Below are 13,282 nucleotides of genomic sequence, written 5' to 3' on the forward strand. Positions count from 1 at the left end.
ATTGTTAGCAACGCTTTTTATTTAAAAAGCCTTTAATAAACATAATATTACAATTTTTGCTTAATCTGTGATGATTTATTGATTTCCTTTTTAATTCACTAGATCATCTTTAATCTATTTGTTGTCTTGTTCCTATTGGACTCAAGATGCTTTTTAAAGATAAATGCCTATTTTTCTCGTTTTTAAAAATAGGCTGAGTTGAGCTGTGAGGGAAGGTGTTTTGTTTATTTACAAGTTATATCTCGCATAATAACCTGTTACAAGAATAGATAAAATTATGGTTCCTGTTTGTATTCAAAAGCCATAACGCTCACCTAAAAGTGAATTTATTGTTACTAAGGTAGATTAAAAACCGCCCCAGCCTTTCATTAAATTTATTTTACTCATATTTATCCCTATAATTAGCCCTAAAAGAAATATTTTGACTAGAATGATAGGAATTTCTCCCTATTGTCAAGCGTTTACCCTCACAAACTTATCCATACCAACATCACAAAAAACAATAATGATACGCCCATTTCAACCATTCCTACTTGCTTTACTGAAAGTTTATATTTAGGAAGAATTAAGGCTCGGAGAAATGGTGGAAAAAAGGCGAGCGCTAACCCATATTGCTGGCATAAGACAAAACCTAATATACACAACAAATGAAAAAGAATGGAAATTTGTAAATATCGAGGATTTTTGCGTTCACGCATTACAGATTTAACATAAAGGGTTACGCCCACAAAAAAGAGGCTTGGATATAGCGCCACCCAGTAGATTTTATGATCGAATTGCGAATTGGCGAAATAATAAGCGGCCATTCCAGCGATCGCAAAAATAATAATCCCTGCAAAATCATTAAGTAATGCTCTCTCATTTTTTTGTTTTACATAATAAATATTCACTGCCACAAAAGGTAACATTGCGAGTAAAAAATAGAATATATGCCAGTTATGCAACAAGGCAGGTAAGGCAAAAAGCAAGCTGGCAGTGGCGTAAATCAGCGTCCATTTACGATAAAATTCAAGATTTCTGCCTTTAAATAAATTTAAAAAAGGATAGGTCATCAAATAAAGAGAGAACCACGCTAGCAAAAGAAATAAATGGAGTGTTATCGGCGTGGAGAGCAACATTCCGTATAAAAACGGCATTAATGCCATCACGATAGCACCGTGTTGATTGGAAATAAGCAATTTCATAATAAATTTTCTAAGTGCGGTGAAAAATTACCAAGAATTTTAGCTATTTTTACGCACAATCGCTATAATCCTTGCGAATTATTTTTATTTCATAGAAAGGGAAAAAACGATGACAACTATCCAACGTTTTCACACCAATGAACGCCTTGCTGAAATGTGCATTTACAATGGCGTGGCTTATTTGGCGGGGCAAGTGCCAGAAAATACACAAGGCAATGCCTATGAGCAAACCAAAGAAGTGCTAGGTTTGATTGATAAATTGCTGGCGGAAGCGGGTTCAAATAAAAGTAACATCCTAAATGCACAGATTTTCTTGGCTGATATGCAAGATTATACGGAAATGAACCAAGCTTGGGATGAGTGGGTGGATCGTCATAATCCACCAAGCCGTGCAACCGTAGAAGCAAAACTCGCACTGCCTGAGTGGAAAGTGGAAATCGTCATTACGGCTGCGGTTTAAGCAAGGTTAATTCCACCAGTAACGGATTATGATCGGAGCTGGTGGTTTGCATCGTGCGTGCAGACTTCACATTAAAACCGCGTACAAATACCCAATCGAGCGGATTCGCTAAAAAACGTAGCCTGTCATCTGGCTGAAATGAGACAGGAACTAAGCCATAAAGTGCGGTGAGTTTTTTGATTAAATTTATCCGCCCACTATTCCACGCATTGAAATCCCCTGCCAGAATAATTGGCCCTTGATGCGATTTAATCAGTTTAAACATTGCTTCTAACTGCTGTTGATAGCGAACTGGGTTAAGCTCAAAATTGACCAAATGTAAATTAATCGTTAATAAAGATTGCCCATTCACCAACGGAAACCTCATCGCATTCCCCACTTTAGGAATACGAATCCAAGGCTCGACAGAGGAACCCGCACAGAAAGATTGTGGCTGAAAATGGCTCATCAGCATTACCCCAGATTGCTTCCCCAAATAAGCAAAGCTACTGGTATAAAGTGCGGTAGGAAATTGCTGAGAAAATTGCTGTGCTAAATGTTGCTCGCTAGATACCTCTTGCAAAAAAAGAACATCGGATGCTTTCGCAAAGAACGAAAGTGCGTTTTGCCAACCTTTATCTTGCCCTTTGTGCATATTCCACACTAACAGACGAAAGTTCTGCTGCTCAATAGGTTTAACAGATTGCTCGGTATAAAAACAGGTCACTGCGCTATCTAGTGCTTTACGCTGATAAGCCAATGGGCTTTTTGTATGAAATTGAATTTGTGGGACAGGATAAATTTCTAGGCTATACCACAAATAGCCCAAACCAAGCAAAATCATCCCTAATAGGGCAATAAAAAAGGATTTTAGTTTACTCATTTTGATGTATTTTGAAAATTTGTGCTTTCTAAATAATAGCAGTTTACTTATACTACGCCAATTAATTTGGCTTATTCTCCATCCCTTTCCTTTATCAAGTGGAGCAAAATGAGCCACTTTTCTTAGCAAAATTCTTTATTATTTTGATTAAGGCTCTTCAATGAACGTTTATACCTACATTTGCTTTCTCTCTGCCATTTCTATTTTGATTGGTTTTATTACGCAGAAAATTAATGACAAAATTCAATATACCATTGCCATCACTGCCACCTCAATGGTTGCTTCTCTGATTTTGTTAATAATGGGGCATTTCAATTTATTGCACATTGATTCACTTGCCAAGGGCGTGATGGAACAAATTGATTTTAAAAGCTTTCTGCTCAACGGGATTTTAGGTTTTCTTCTCTTTGCCGGGGCGCTAGGCATAAAACTCCCCGTAATGAAAAGCCAAAAATGTGAAATCACCATTCTCGCCTTATTTTCTACTTTCGCCTCCACATTCCTTATCGGTTCAAGTTTTTATCTTTTAACTTACGTCCTTGGCTGGGAAGTGGATTTTATCTATTGTATGTTGTTTGGCGCATTAATTTCGCCTACTGACCCTATTGCCGTATTGGCGATTATCAAAAATCTCAAAGCACCAAAAAAACTTTCGATGAAAGTAGAGGGAGAATCCTTATTTAATGACGGTGTGGGTTTGGTGATTTTTACCACTATTTTTGCCGTCGCATTTGGGGGCAAACAGCCAACAATCGCCGATGTCAGCGAACTCTTTTTTATGGAAGCAGGCGGCGGATTATTATTTGGCTTAGTTCTTGGATTAATCGCACACTTTCTTATTTCTGCTACTGATGATGGTAGTTTAGAAATTCTCCTTACGCTCACCATTCCTACGGCGGGCTTTATGATTGCCGATTTACTTGAAGTTTCCGGCGCATTAGCAATGGTGGTGTCGGGCATCATTATCGGTAACTGGACAAGACACACAGGATTTTCCAAACAAAGTCAGCACTATTTAGATCATTTTTGGGAAATGATCGATCATTTCCTCAACTCCCTTTTATTCCTGTTAATTGGTGCGGCAATGTTATTAGTAAATTTCACCTATCAAGGCATTATCCTTAGCTTGATTGCTATTCCATTGTGTTTACTGTGTCGTTATATCAGTGTATGGACGCCCTTTAAATTTCTCAGTATGAAAACCACATACAATCCATATACCTTACGCATTCTCACTTGGGGCGGTTTACGCGGTGGGCTTTCACTGGCAATGGCACTTTCTCTTCCCGTGGGTAGCCTATATATCCCTAAAATTGGTATGAACGTGCGCGATTTGCTCTTAGTGATGACCTATGCAGTGGTAATGTTCTCCATTCTCGTCCAAGGCACAACCATTGAAACAATGGTTCGTAAATCTAAAGAAGCCACCTTACAAGCTAGAGGCTATGTGGGGTTGAAGCCTGAGCATAAAGAAGAAAAAGACGCATAAAGAAGAAAGGCTAACTCAAGTTAGCCTTTTTGATAAGCGAGAAAAAAGTTCTAAAAAAGTACCGCACTTCTCTTTTTATAAAATTAAGCTTTACGCAAAATTCTGCTTGAAACCACGCCTGCAGTCATTGCCCCGTTTACGTTTAACGCTGTGCGCCCCATATCAATGAGAGGTTCAATGGAAATGAGTAAACCAACTAATGCTAAGGGTAAGCCCATTGTAGAAAGCACGATAATTGCTGCAAACGTTGCGCCTCCACCAACGCCAGCAATGCCGAATGAAGAAAGGGTTACCACTAATACAAGGGTAAGCAAAAATTCTAACGACATTGGATCAATCCCCACGGTTGGCGCAACCATTACGGCGAGCATTGCCGGGTAAATGCCGGCACAGCCGTTTTGCCCGATTGTTGCACCAAAAGATGCGGCAAAATTCGCAATGGCTGACGGCACATTCAATTTTGATACTTGGGTTTCAATATTCATTGGAATTGTTGCAGCACTGGAACGGGAAGTGAAAGCAAAAAGTAACGTTGGGAAAGCCTGTTGATAGTAACGAACTGGATTTACTTTCACCAAAGCAAGTAAAATACCGTGTACCACGAACATTAAGAAAATCGCCAAATAAGATGCAACAATAAAGCCAAGCAAGTTAAGAATATCAGCAAGATTTGAGTTGGCAACCACTTTTGTCATCAAGGCCAAAACGCCATAAGGGGTAAGGCGAATCACCACACGAACAAGGCTCATCACTAATTTATTTAAACTTTCAACACCTTGTGATAATCGTGCCGCTAATTCCTCATCCTCTCGACGAATACGCAGAATCGCCACGCCTAGAAATGCGGCAAAAATCACCACACTGATAATCGAAGTTGGGTTGGCTCCAGTAAGTTCCGCAAAAGGATTTTTCGGAATAAAAGAAAGCAACATTGTCGGCACATTTAAACCTGCCACCTTTTCTGCGCGTCCCAGAACGCGATCTTGTGCAGCAAGCTCACGATCACCTGCCACCAACCCTTCGGCTGAGAGATCAAATAAATTTGCCATAGTAATCCCTATCACTGCTGCAATTGCGGTGGTGAACAGTAATACAGAAAGAACGCTGACACTAATCTTGCCTAAAGAGCTTGCTCCTTGTAAGCGTGCAACCGCAGAGAGAATGGAAACAAAGACCAGTGGCATTACGATCATTTGCAATAATCTCACATAACCGCTGCCCACAATGCCAATCCAATTCAGGGTTTCTTTCATTACTGGCACATTACCGTCATAAAATAAATGCAATGCGCCGCCAAATAATCCCCCTAATACTAACCCTAAAAACACGCTACGCGATAAGGTATGATTTTGATTAAAATACCATTTTATGCCGATCAACAAGGCGATAAAAATTGCTAAATTGAGTGCAAGATAGCTCCACATCATTGTAACTCCTTAATTTATATCATCATTAGTATAATATATAAGATAATCTGTGTAGCTCAATGACGTTTTTGGCATATCTTATGCCATTTTGATCTATCAAATTAGCTTACGTAATCAGGATTATTCGTTATAGGCAGGGGCAACCTATTACACGCCGTAAGAAAAGGAATAAAAACAAAAAGTGCGGTATCTTTTACCGCACTTTTTCTCACGCAATAGGCTATCTAGGATAATTGATGCTTTCCACTTTTCCTATTGTGTCTTCACAATGGATGCCCACTTCAACAAGCGTGGCTGGGTAAAAATTGGCAGGATTTCTGCCGCACAATTCACGTACGATATCCCCTACCAAAGGTAAATGAGAAATAATCAGCAAGGTTTTCACACCGTCTTCCGACAGCACATTCAAATAATCTCGCACTAGGCCTGCATCTCCATAGGGTGTGATCCCCTCCCACGTTTCGCACTTAGTTTGCAGCTGATTTTGATACGCCAAATTCACTTGCTCAAAGGTTTGTTGCGCACGCAGATAAGGGCTAACGAGGACTTTATCCAGCTGAATATTCATAGAATGTAGCCATTGCCCTTGTTGATATGCTTGCTGTTTGCCCTTTTCTGTGAGAGGTCTTGCACTATCTGAAGGGGCGATGGTCTGCGCCTCGCCGTGTCGCATTACAAAAATTTTCATACTACTACTCTATTTAATTAGAAGAAAAGAAGCGAAAAACTCGCTTCTTTTACACCACACTGTTAATTGGCACGCACCGCTTCAGCAATTTCTTCAGCACATTGTTGCGCAAGTGTGCCATCCTCACATTCAACCATTACACGAATTAACGGCTCTGTGCCTGATTTTCTTAATAAAATACGTCCCTTACCTGCTAAGCGTTTTTCCACTTCAGCGGCAACGGCTTTCACTTGTTCGCTTTCTAATGGATTACTGCCACCTGAGAAACGCACATTAATTAATACTTGTGGGAATAATTGCACCGCACTTGCCAATTCATTGAGTGATAAACGATGTTCTACCATGGCGGCTAATACCGCCAGTGAGGCGATTATGCCATCTCCCGTGGTATTTTTATCTGCAATAATGATATGACCTGAGTTTTCACCACCAAGTAACCAGCCATTTTCTTGCATTTTTTCTAACACATAACGGTCGCCCACATTGGCGCGCACAAATGGGATCGCTAATTCTTTTAAGGCGAGTTCAAGACGCATATTACTCATTAATGTTCCTACCACGCCGCCTTTTAGTTTGCCCGCACGCAAGGCTTCACGTGCAATAATAAATAGGGCTTGGTCGCCGTCCACTTTATTACCAAGGTGATCCACTAAGATTAAGCGGTCGCCATCACCATCATAGGCTAAACCAATATCGGCTTTGGTTTCTAATACTTTGTCCTGCAAGGCTTTAATATCGGTCGCACCACATTTTTCATTGATGTTCATTCCATTTGGTTGCGTCCCCATTTCGATCACCTCCGCCCCCAATTCACGCATTACATTAGGCGCAATGTGGTAAGTTGCGCCATTGGCACAGTCCACCACAATTTTGTAATTTTCTAGGCTTAAATGCGCGGGAAAGGTGCTTTTACAAAATTCAATGTAACGCCCTGCTGCGTCATTAATACGGCTTGCGCGCCCAAGTTGAGCCGATTCAACGCAATCCATTGGCTGTTCTAGCATTGCCTCAATCGCTTCTTCCACGTCATCAGGTAATTTTGTGCCTTGAGTAGAGAAAAATTTGATCCCGTTATCATAATAAGGATTATGAGAAGCTGAAATCACGATGCCCGCTTCAGCTCGGAAAGTGCGCGTTAAATAAGCAATGGCAGGGGTTGGCATTGGACCGGTAAAAGCGGCGGAAAGCCCTGCTGCCGCCAAACCTGCCTCAAGGGCGGATTCCAACATATAGCCTGAAATGCGGGTGTCTTTCCCAATTAATACGGTACCGTAACCCTGCGTTGCTAGCACTTTTCCTGCTGCCCAACCAAGTTTAAGGACAAAATCAGGGGTAATCGGTGAAGTCCCAACTTTTCCACGCACGCCATCAGTACCAAAATATTTGCGTTCTGCCATTTGTATTCCTTTTTATTTTTTATGGTTAAAAATCCGTACATTCATTGTACACTATTATGATTATGCCATTTGCGTCGCTTGCCAAATTTTTAATGCCTCTGAAGTGGGTGCAACATCGTGGACACGCACAATTTTTGCCCCATTTATGACGGCAATTAAGGCGGCGGCAACGCTACCCACAATACGCTCATCAACAGGTTTATCTAATACCGAGCCAATCATTGATTTACGCGAAACGCCGGCTAAGACAGGATAATCTTGGGTAAATTTCGCTAACTGTTGCAACAATTGATAATTATGTTGTACGGTTTTCCCAAACCCAAAGCCCAGATCCCAAATAATGTTTTCTTTTTTCATTCCGCAGGCTAAACAAAGTGCGGTGCGATTTTCCAGAAAATTTAATACCTCTTGCACCACATTTTCATAATACGGATTTTGTTGCATTGTTCGAGGCTGCCCTTGCATATGCATTATGCAGGTGGGTAACCCTAATTGTACGGCAGTTTGCAATGCATTGGGTTCAGTTAATGCACGAATATCATTAATTAAATCCATTCCGACTTTCGCACTTTCTGCCATTACTTGCGCCTTCGATGTATCCACAGAAATCCAACAATCAAAGCGTTTTCTCACTGCTTCCACCATAGGTACAACGCGATCTAATTCTTGCTCAAGACTCACTTCTTCTGCCATTGGGCGGGTGGATTCCCCCCCAATATCAATAATAGTCGCCCCTTCATTAAGCATTTTTTCCACTTGAAATAAGGCTTTGTCGCGGTCAAAAAACAGACCGCTATCTGAAAAAGAATCTGGCGTGAAATTTAAAATACCCATAATTTGGGGCTGTGATAAGGAAAGGGTTTTATTATTAGCTTGTAACTTCATAATTTTTTATATTGCATCGAAATTCGGTCAATTATAACGAAATATTTATGCAAACAAAATATAAACATTTTGTCGCGTAAAACGCATTATTCACTTATACTGACGACAAAACAATCAAGAGGAAACCCCAAATGAACAAAACCATTTTTGCTTTAAGTTTTTGTACGATTTTTTTACTCTCTGCTTGTGATGATAAACAAGTGGCTGAATTACAGCAAAAATTGCAACAAGCGGAAACAGCCCAACAAAGCCAGCAGCAAGAAATCACCCAACTAAAAAATGAACTCAATGCACAAAAATCCTTATTTCCGGCATTGCAGGTAGAAATTTCACCGCTCTTCCAAAAAGAGGAAACATTCAATCTCAAAAACACTGAAAGTGAAGCAAATATCAATGTTTCAGTTACGATGCCTGAAACCCATATTGAATGGCTTGATGCTTTGCTTCGCCAACAATGGGCGCAATATATCGCAAATGAAGAAAATGAAAATTCGCCACCACTGACTACAATCGACAAAGATCAACTCCGTCAAAAATTTGCACAAATTTATCAAGAATATCGTAAAGAAATGTTAGCCGAAGGCTCAATAGGAAAAGAATTCTCTCTTTCCTCCTACTACCTAGGACAACGCCAAAATTGGCTAGGATTTAGAATAGATAGCTATACTTATGAGGGCGGTGCACACGGGTTTGGTATGACTCATTATCTCAATTTTGATGCTCAGCAAAAAGCCTTGATCACCCTTGAAAAATTAATTTCTCCAGAAAATCAGCCCAAATTACTCGATGCGCTATGGAAAATTTACATACAGGGGCTTGAACCGGGGGAAGCCCCTTTTACTTCTTTAGAGGGTTTCTATATTTCACCTGAATTTTATTTCGATCAAGAAGGAATTCATTTCGTTTATCCGCCTTATGCACTTAATTCTTATGCGGAAGGGGAAAGGACGTTAGATTTATACTGGAAACAAAGTGAAATTAACTTACTCAATAGTGAATATGTGAAACCTTGGCTTAAGTAAAATAAGAAATAAAAAAAGTGCCTCATTAGAGGCACACTCGGAAAGCAAAATATGACCATTACAGGCTATTAAAATAGCACTTATTATGGTGCAAATAATATGCAAATCATTTCCAATAAGCAAAGAGTAATATTTAAATTTGTGAAGTAATTCACGGTTTTAATAATAAAAAATTGAGATAAAAAAACCGCACTGGTATAAGTGCGGTATAAATTTTATTAATTTTCTTCTTTATGACGCTCAGCCACTTCAGATAATAAGGTTTGTAATTCACCTTGTTGGTACATTTCCAGAATAATATCACAGCCCCCAATTAACTCACCCTCTACCCATAATTGTGGGAAAGTTGGCCAATTCGCATAGGCAGGAAGTTCTGCACGAATATCTGGGTTTTGCAAAATATCTACATAGCCAAAAGGCACTTTGCAATTCATTAAGGCTTCTACCGCTCTTGCTGAAAATCCACAAGATGGGAATTTTGGTGAACCTTTCATATAAATCAGAATTGGGTTCTCGCTAATTTGTTTTTTAATACGTTCTAAGGTTTCCATAATTGTCCTCGTTTTTAATTAAGTGGGCAGATTGTAGCATAAGGGGCTTGAGATACCAATAACCCGAGCAGAATAATCAAGTATTACCAACTTCCGCCAGCACCACCGCCACCAAAACCGCCACCGCCAAAGCCTCCGCCAGAACCGCCACCGAAACCACCAAATCCACCTCCTGAGCCAAAACCGCCTCCAACACCACCGCTACGGCGTCTGCCAAGAGGTGGTTGGCGGAAAATTTGTCCATTGTGATTATTGGTGGGGCTGATATAAGGCGTTCTACGCCAACTTAGTTCGCCAAACAGTACAAATAAGACAAAAATACTGATCATTATGATTGGAATATATTGTGTCCAATCATCCTCTTCCGTCTCAGCAGCATCATATTCCCCTTTACTTGCGGCAATGATGTAATCCAATCCACGATCAATCCCGAGCATATAATGCCCCTGTTTAAAGGCGGGAGTAATAACATTGCGTATGACGCGAGAAAGGAAAGCATCAGGCAACGCTCCTTCTAGTCCTTGCCCTGTGGCAATAAAAATCTTACGATCGTTGATGGCAATCAACATTAATACGCCATTATTTAGCTGTTTACGACCAATGCCCCATTTATCCCCCAATTCAAAGCTATATTGTGCAATATCATAATTCCCTGTACTTGGAATTAACACCACCGCAATTTGTGAACTGGTTTCTTTAGAATAAGCAACTAGCTTATTCTCCAAAAGTTGTTTTTCTGATGGAGTAAGGGTTTCAGTATAGTCATTGACATAATGAAAAGGATGAGGCGGTGGTGGGAAATTGACCGCATTCGCGGTTAAACTCCAAAAAACAAGCAAAAAAACGACCGCACTTTTTATAAGCTTAATCATTAATAATCACCTCATTATCCAGCTCATTACGATCATTTGGCTGAATAGGAAAATGCTGTGCCAACACTTGAGCAATGTTATCAATCGCATTAACAACGCCTTGAGTATAAAGCTTTTGCTTAAAATGCGTTGTCATTTCAGCACATTGTGCTTGCCAAAAGTTTTCTCCTACATACTGATGAATGCCTTCATCACCAATAATGGCACATTGATGATCCTTATAAGCAATATAAATCAACACGCCATTACGCGCTTGTGTGGCTGTCATTTCTAATTTTTGAAAAACAGATAAGGCGTGTTCCATCACCGAGCTTGATGATTTTGCAATGTGGCGTTCAATATAAACACGCAACTCTGCGGAAGTTTGTTGTTCGAGGCGAACAATTGCCGCCTCAATTTGCTTTTTGTTAAAGGGGATTCTTGAAAATAGCGCCATAATAGATCGATCTTAGTTAAAACTGACAACCGGTGCGTTTTCAGATCCCACGGCAGATTTGAAGTAAGGTTTTTCTTTAAAACCAAAAATCATTGCCGCTAATTTCGTTGGGAACTGGCGAATTTTTTGGTTATATTCACGCGCTGCCTCATTAAATTTATCACGTGCAACATTAATGCGGTTTTCTGTCCCTTCTAATTGGGCTTGCAAATTCATAAAGCCTTCGTGAGCTTTAAGATCTGGGTATTTCTCTACTGTGACTAATAAACGTGATAATGCCGATCCCACAGAGTTTTGTTGCTGTTGAAATTGCGCTAATTGCTCTTCTGTCATATTACTTGGATCAATTTTAGTTTGGCTCGCTTTTGCACGCGCTTCCATTACCCCCGTTAAGGTTTCTTTCTCAAAGTTAGCCTGACCTTTTACTGTATTCACGATATTGGGAATTAAATCTGCACGGCGTTGATATTGTGATTCAACATTCGCCCATACGGAATCAATTTTTTCTTCTGCTTGCACTAAACCATTGTAGCTAGTCATTAATGTAAAACCGGCGATGACAGCGACAATTAGCACAATAATCCACTTTTTCATTCTCTTTTCCTTAACGATAAAATGATGAGATAACAAAAGACCTAAACTTTCGTTTAGGTCTTTTTTATAAACGTATTAAAGTATTAACGAAAAATTATTCGTTACCTTTAACCGCGATTTCTACACGACGGTCATCAGCTAAACAAGCGATTAATGCTTTACGACCTTTAACTGAATCACATTTAGCACCAGTTACAGGGTTTGCTTCGCCGTAACCTGTTGCAGAAATAGCGTCTTGAGCAACACCTTTAGATACTAAGTAGTTTGCAACAGTTTCTGCACGACGTTGTGATAATTTTAAGTTCGCAGCTTCTGAACCGATACGGTCAGTGTAACCCGCTACTGCAACGTTTGCCTCTTTTAATTGTGCGATTTCACCGTAGATACCATCTAATGTGCTTTGTGCTTCTGGACGTAAATTAGATTTACCGAATGCAAACGTTACATCAGAGCTTAATGCGAAAGTTTTAGAAACCACTTTAGGCGCTACAACTGGTGCACTTTGACCGAAACGGTAGGATAAACCTGCAGTTACAGCACCAATACTTGGCGTGTAGTCTACACGATAACCATCTTCATCTTTTAAACGACCAACACCATTAACCCATTGATATTCAAGACGTAATGCTAACTCTGGTAATGATGGAAGGTTATATTCTAAACCACCAGCGAATACAGGAGATACTTTTAAACTGTGTTCATTTTTATCAAATGCCCCATCAGTTGTACCTTTTTTATTTTTATAGTCAGAACGGATTAATGCCGTACCTACACGACCATAAATATCTAAGCCTTCAATAATTGGATAGCTTGCTTTTAAGCTTAAGTGCGCACCGTGGTTAGTATGTTTAGATACTGTTTGACCATTTTTACGGAATTTAGCACGCCCGAAATCATCATAACCTAACTCAACAGCGAAGTTATCAGTAATTTGATAACCACCAAATACACCATAAGTAACTGAGTTACGTAATGTTCCCTCAGCAAAAGCTTGATCTTCAAATTGTTCTAAACCATCGTGGAAAGATGCCCAACCAGCTTTTGCACCAGCATAGAAAGTATTTGCTTGTGGTGCAGCTTGTGCTACTGATGCAGCAGTTAAACCAGCGATAGCTAATGCGATTGCAGTTTTTTTCATTTGGATGATCCTCTATTTAGTCATCAATAAATTTAAAATGAAAGTTTAATCTTATAAGTATTTAGAGAACGATAGCTTCTCTATTTCTACTTCGCTTATGTGTCAATCTAATTAAGATCGAACCTATTCAAAGCGAATATATTATCAGCTTGAAAAAATAGAAAATCAAACGATTTTTCTCTTTTCAGCTCAAAATTCATACAATCACTTACTATTTAAGATGATTTTTTGAGCAAAAATAAGGCGATTTTATCGTTTTACCTTTCAGAAAAAACAA

General features: G+C 39.7%; 14 protein-coding genes. 3 read left to right on the top strand and 11 right to left on the bottom strand.

Translation table 11 applies throughout. From position 1 onward, the window contains the following. Positions 1-467 precede the first annotated feature (467 nt). Complete coding sequence (locus L5B83_RS08715) at positions 468-1,184, bottom strand: YwiC-like family protein (protein WP_265778192.1); 717 nt, start codon at positions 1,182-1,184, stop codon at positions 468-470. A 109-nt stretch (positions 1,185-1,293) separates the two neighbouring features. Here L5B83_RS08715 and L5B83_RS08720 point away from each other — a divergent pair, with 109 nt between their 5' ends. Then, positions 1,294-1,644, top strand: a complete 351-nt coding sequence (locus L5B83_RS08720; RefSeq protein ID WP_265778193.1) for a RidA family protein — start codon at positions 1,294-1,296, stop codon at positions 1,642-1,644. On the opposite strand, the gene L5B83_RS08725 is transcribed toward L5B83_RS08720, so the two are convergent. Then, a complete protein-coding gene (locus L5B83_RS08725) occupies positions 1,628-2,506 on the bottom strand; it encodes an endonuclease/exonuclease/phosphatase family protein (RefSeq protein WP_265778194.1) in 879 nt (292 codons plus the stop codon). The two genes, L5B83_RS08720 and L5B83_RS08725, sit on opposite strands and share 17 nt — an antisense overlap. A 160-nt stretch (positions 2,507-2,666) precedes the next feature. Here L5B83_RS08725 and L5B83_RS08730 point away from each other — a divergent pair, with 160 nt between their 5' ends. Next, entirely contained in the window at positions 2,667-3,995 is a 1,329-nt protein-coding gene (locus L5B83_RS08730) for a cation:proton antiporter (protein WP_265778195.1), read from the top strand. 83 nt (positions 3,996-4,078) lie between these two features. Here the strand turns inward: L5B83_RS08730 and L5B83_RS08735 are convergent, their stop codons facing one another. The 4 genes from L5B83_RS08735 to folP all read right to left on the bottom strand — a co-directional run bounded on the left by L5B83_RS08735 (position 4,079) and on the right by folP (position 8,392). Beyond that, entirely contained in the window at positions 4,079-5,419 is a 1,341-nt protein-coding gene (locus L5B83_RS08735; protein ID WP_250364556.1) for an L-cystine transporter, read from the bottom strand. 223 nt (positions 5,420-5,642) lie between these two features. Further along, positions 5,643-6,110 (bottom strand): phosphohistidine phosphatase SixA, encoded by a 468-nt coding sequence (sixA, locus tag L5B83_RS08740; RefSeq protein WP_265778196.1) that lies wholly within the window; start codon positions 6,108-6,110, stop codon positions 5,643-5,645. A 62-nt stretch (positions 6,111-6,172) separates the two neighbouring features. Next, entirely contained in the window at positions 6,173-7,507 is a 1,335-nt protein-coding gene (gene glmM / locus L5B83_RS08745) for a phosphoglucosamine mutase (RefSeq protein WP_250350110.1), read from the bottom strand. A gap of 60 nt (positions 7,508-7,567) precedes the next feature. Continuing rightward, on the bottom strand, positions 7,568-8,392 hold the full coding sequence (gene folP / locus L5B83_RS08750) for a dihydropteroate synthase (RefSeq protein ID WP_265778197.1): 825 nt from the start codon (positions 8,390-8,392) through the stop codon (positions 7,568-7,570). Positions 8,393-8,523: 131 nt separating this feature from the next. Here folP and L5B83_RS08755 point away from each other — a divergent pair, with 131 nt between their 5' ends. Then, positions 8,524-9,414: a DUF3298 and DUF4163 domain-containing protein gene (locus tag L5B83_RS08755; RefSeq protein WP_265778198.1), complete on the top strand. Its 891-nt coding sequence runs from the start codon at positions 8,524-8,526 to the stop codon at positions 9,412-9,414. A 218-nt stretch (positions 9,415-9,632) separates the two neighbouring features. On the opposite strand, the gene grxD is transcribed toward L5B83_RS08755, so the two are convergent. The 5 genes from grxD to ompA all read right to left on the bottom strand — a co-directional run bounded on the left by grxD (position 9,633) and on the right by ompA (position 13,005). Next, positions 9,633-9,965 (bottom strand): Grx4 family monothiol glutaredoxin, encoded by a 333-nt coding sequence (grxD, locus tag L5B83_RS08760; protein ID WP_250350107.1) that lies wholly within the window; start codon positions 9,963-9,965, stop codon positions 9,633-9,635. 83 nt (positions 9,966-10,048) lie between these two features. Then, complete coding sequence (locus L5B83_RS08765) at positions 10,049-10,837, bottom strand: TPM domain-containing protein (protein WP_265778199.1); 789 nt, start codon at positions 10,835-10,837, stop codon at positions 10,049-10,051. Then, positions 10,830-11,273: a TPM domain-containing protein gene (locus L5B83_RS08770; RefSeq protein ID WP_265778200.1), complete on the bottom strand. Its 444-nt coding sequence runs from the start codon at positions 11,271-11,273 to the stop codon at positions 10,830-10,832. The genes L5B83_RS08765 and L5B83_RS08770 overlap by 8 nt, the downstream gene beginning before the upstream one ends. A 12-nt stretch (positions 11,274-11,285) precedes the next feature. After that, entirely contained in the window at positions 11,286-11,867 is a 582-nt protein-coding gene (locus tag L5B83_RS08775; RefSeq protein WP_103853020.1) for a LemA family protein, read from the bottom strand. 94 nt (positions 11,868-11,961) lie between these two features. Continuing rightward, positions 11,962-13,005, bottom strand: a complete 1,044-nt coding sequence (ompA, locus tag L5B83_RS08780; protein WP_265778201.1) for a porin OmpA — start codon at positions 13,003-13,005, stop codon at positions 11,962-11,964. Positions 13,006-13,282: the final 277 nt, after the last annotated feature.

The organism is Avibacterium sp. 21-599 (assembly GCF_026226765.1).
Taxonomy (GTDB): Bacteria; Pseudomonadota; Gammaproteobacteria; order Enterobacterales; family Pasteurellaceae; genus Avibacterium.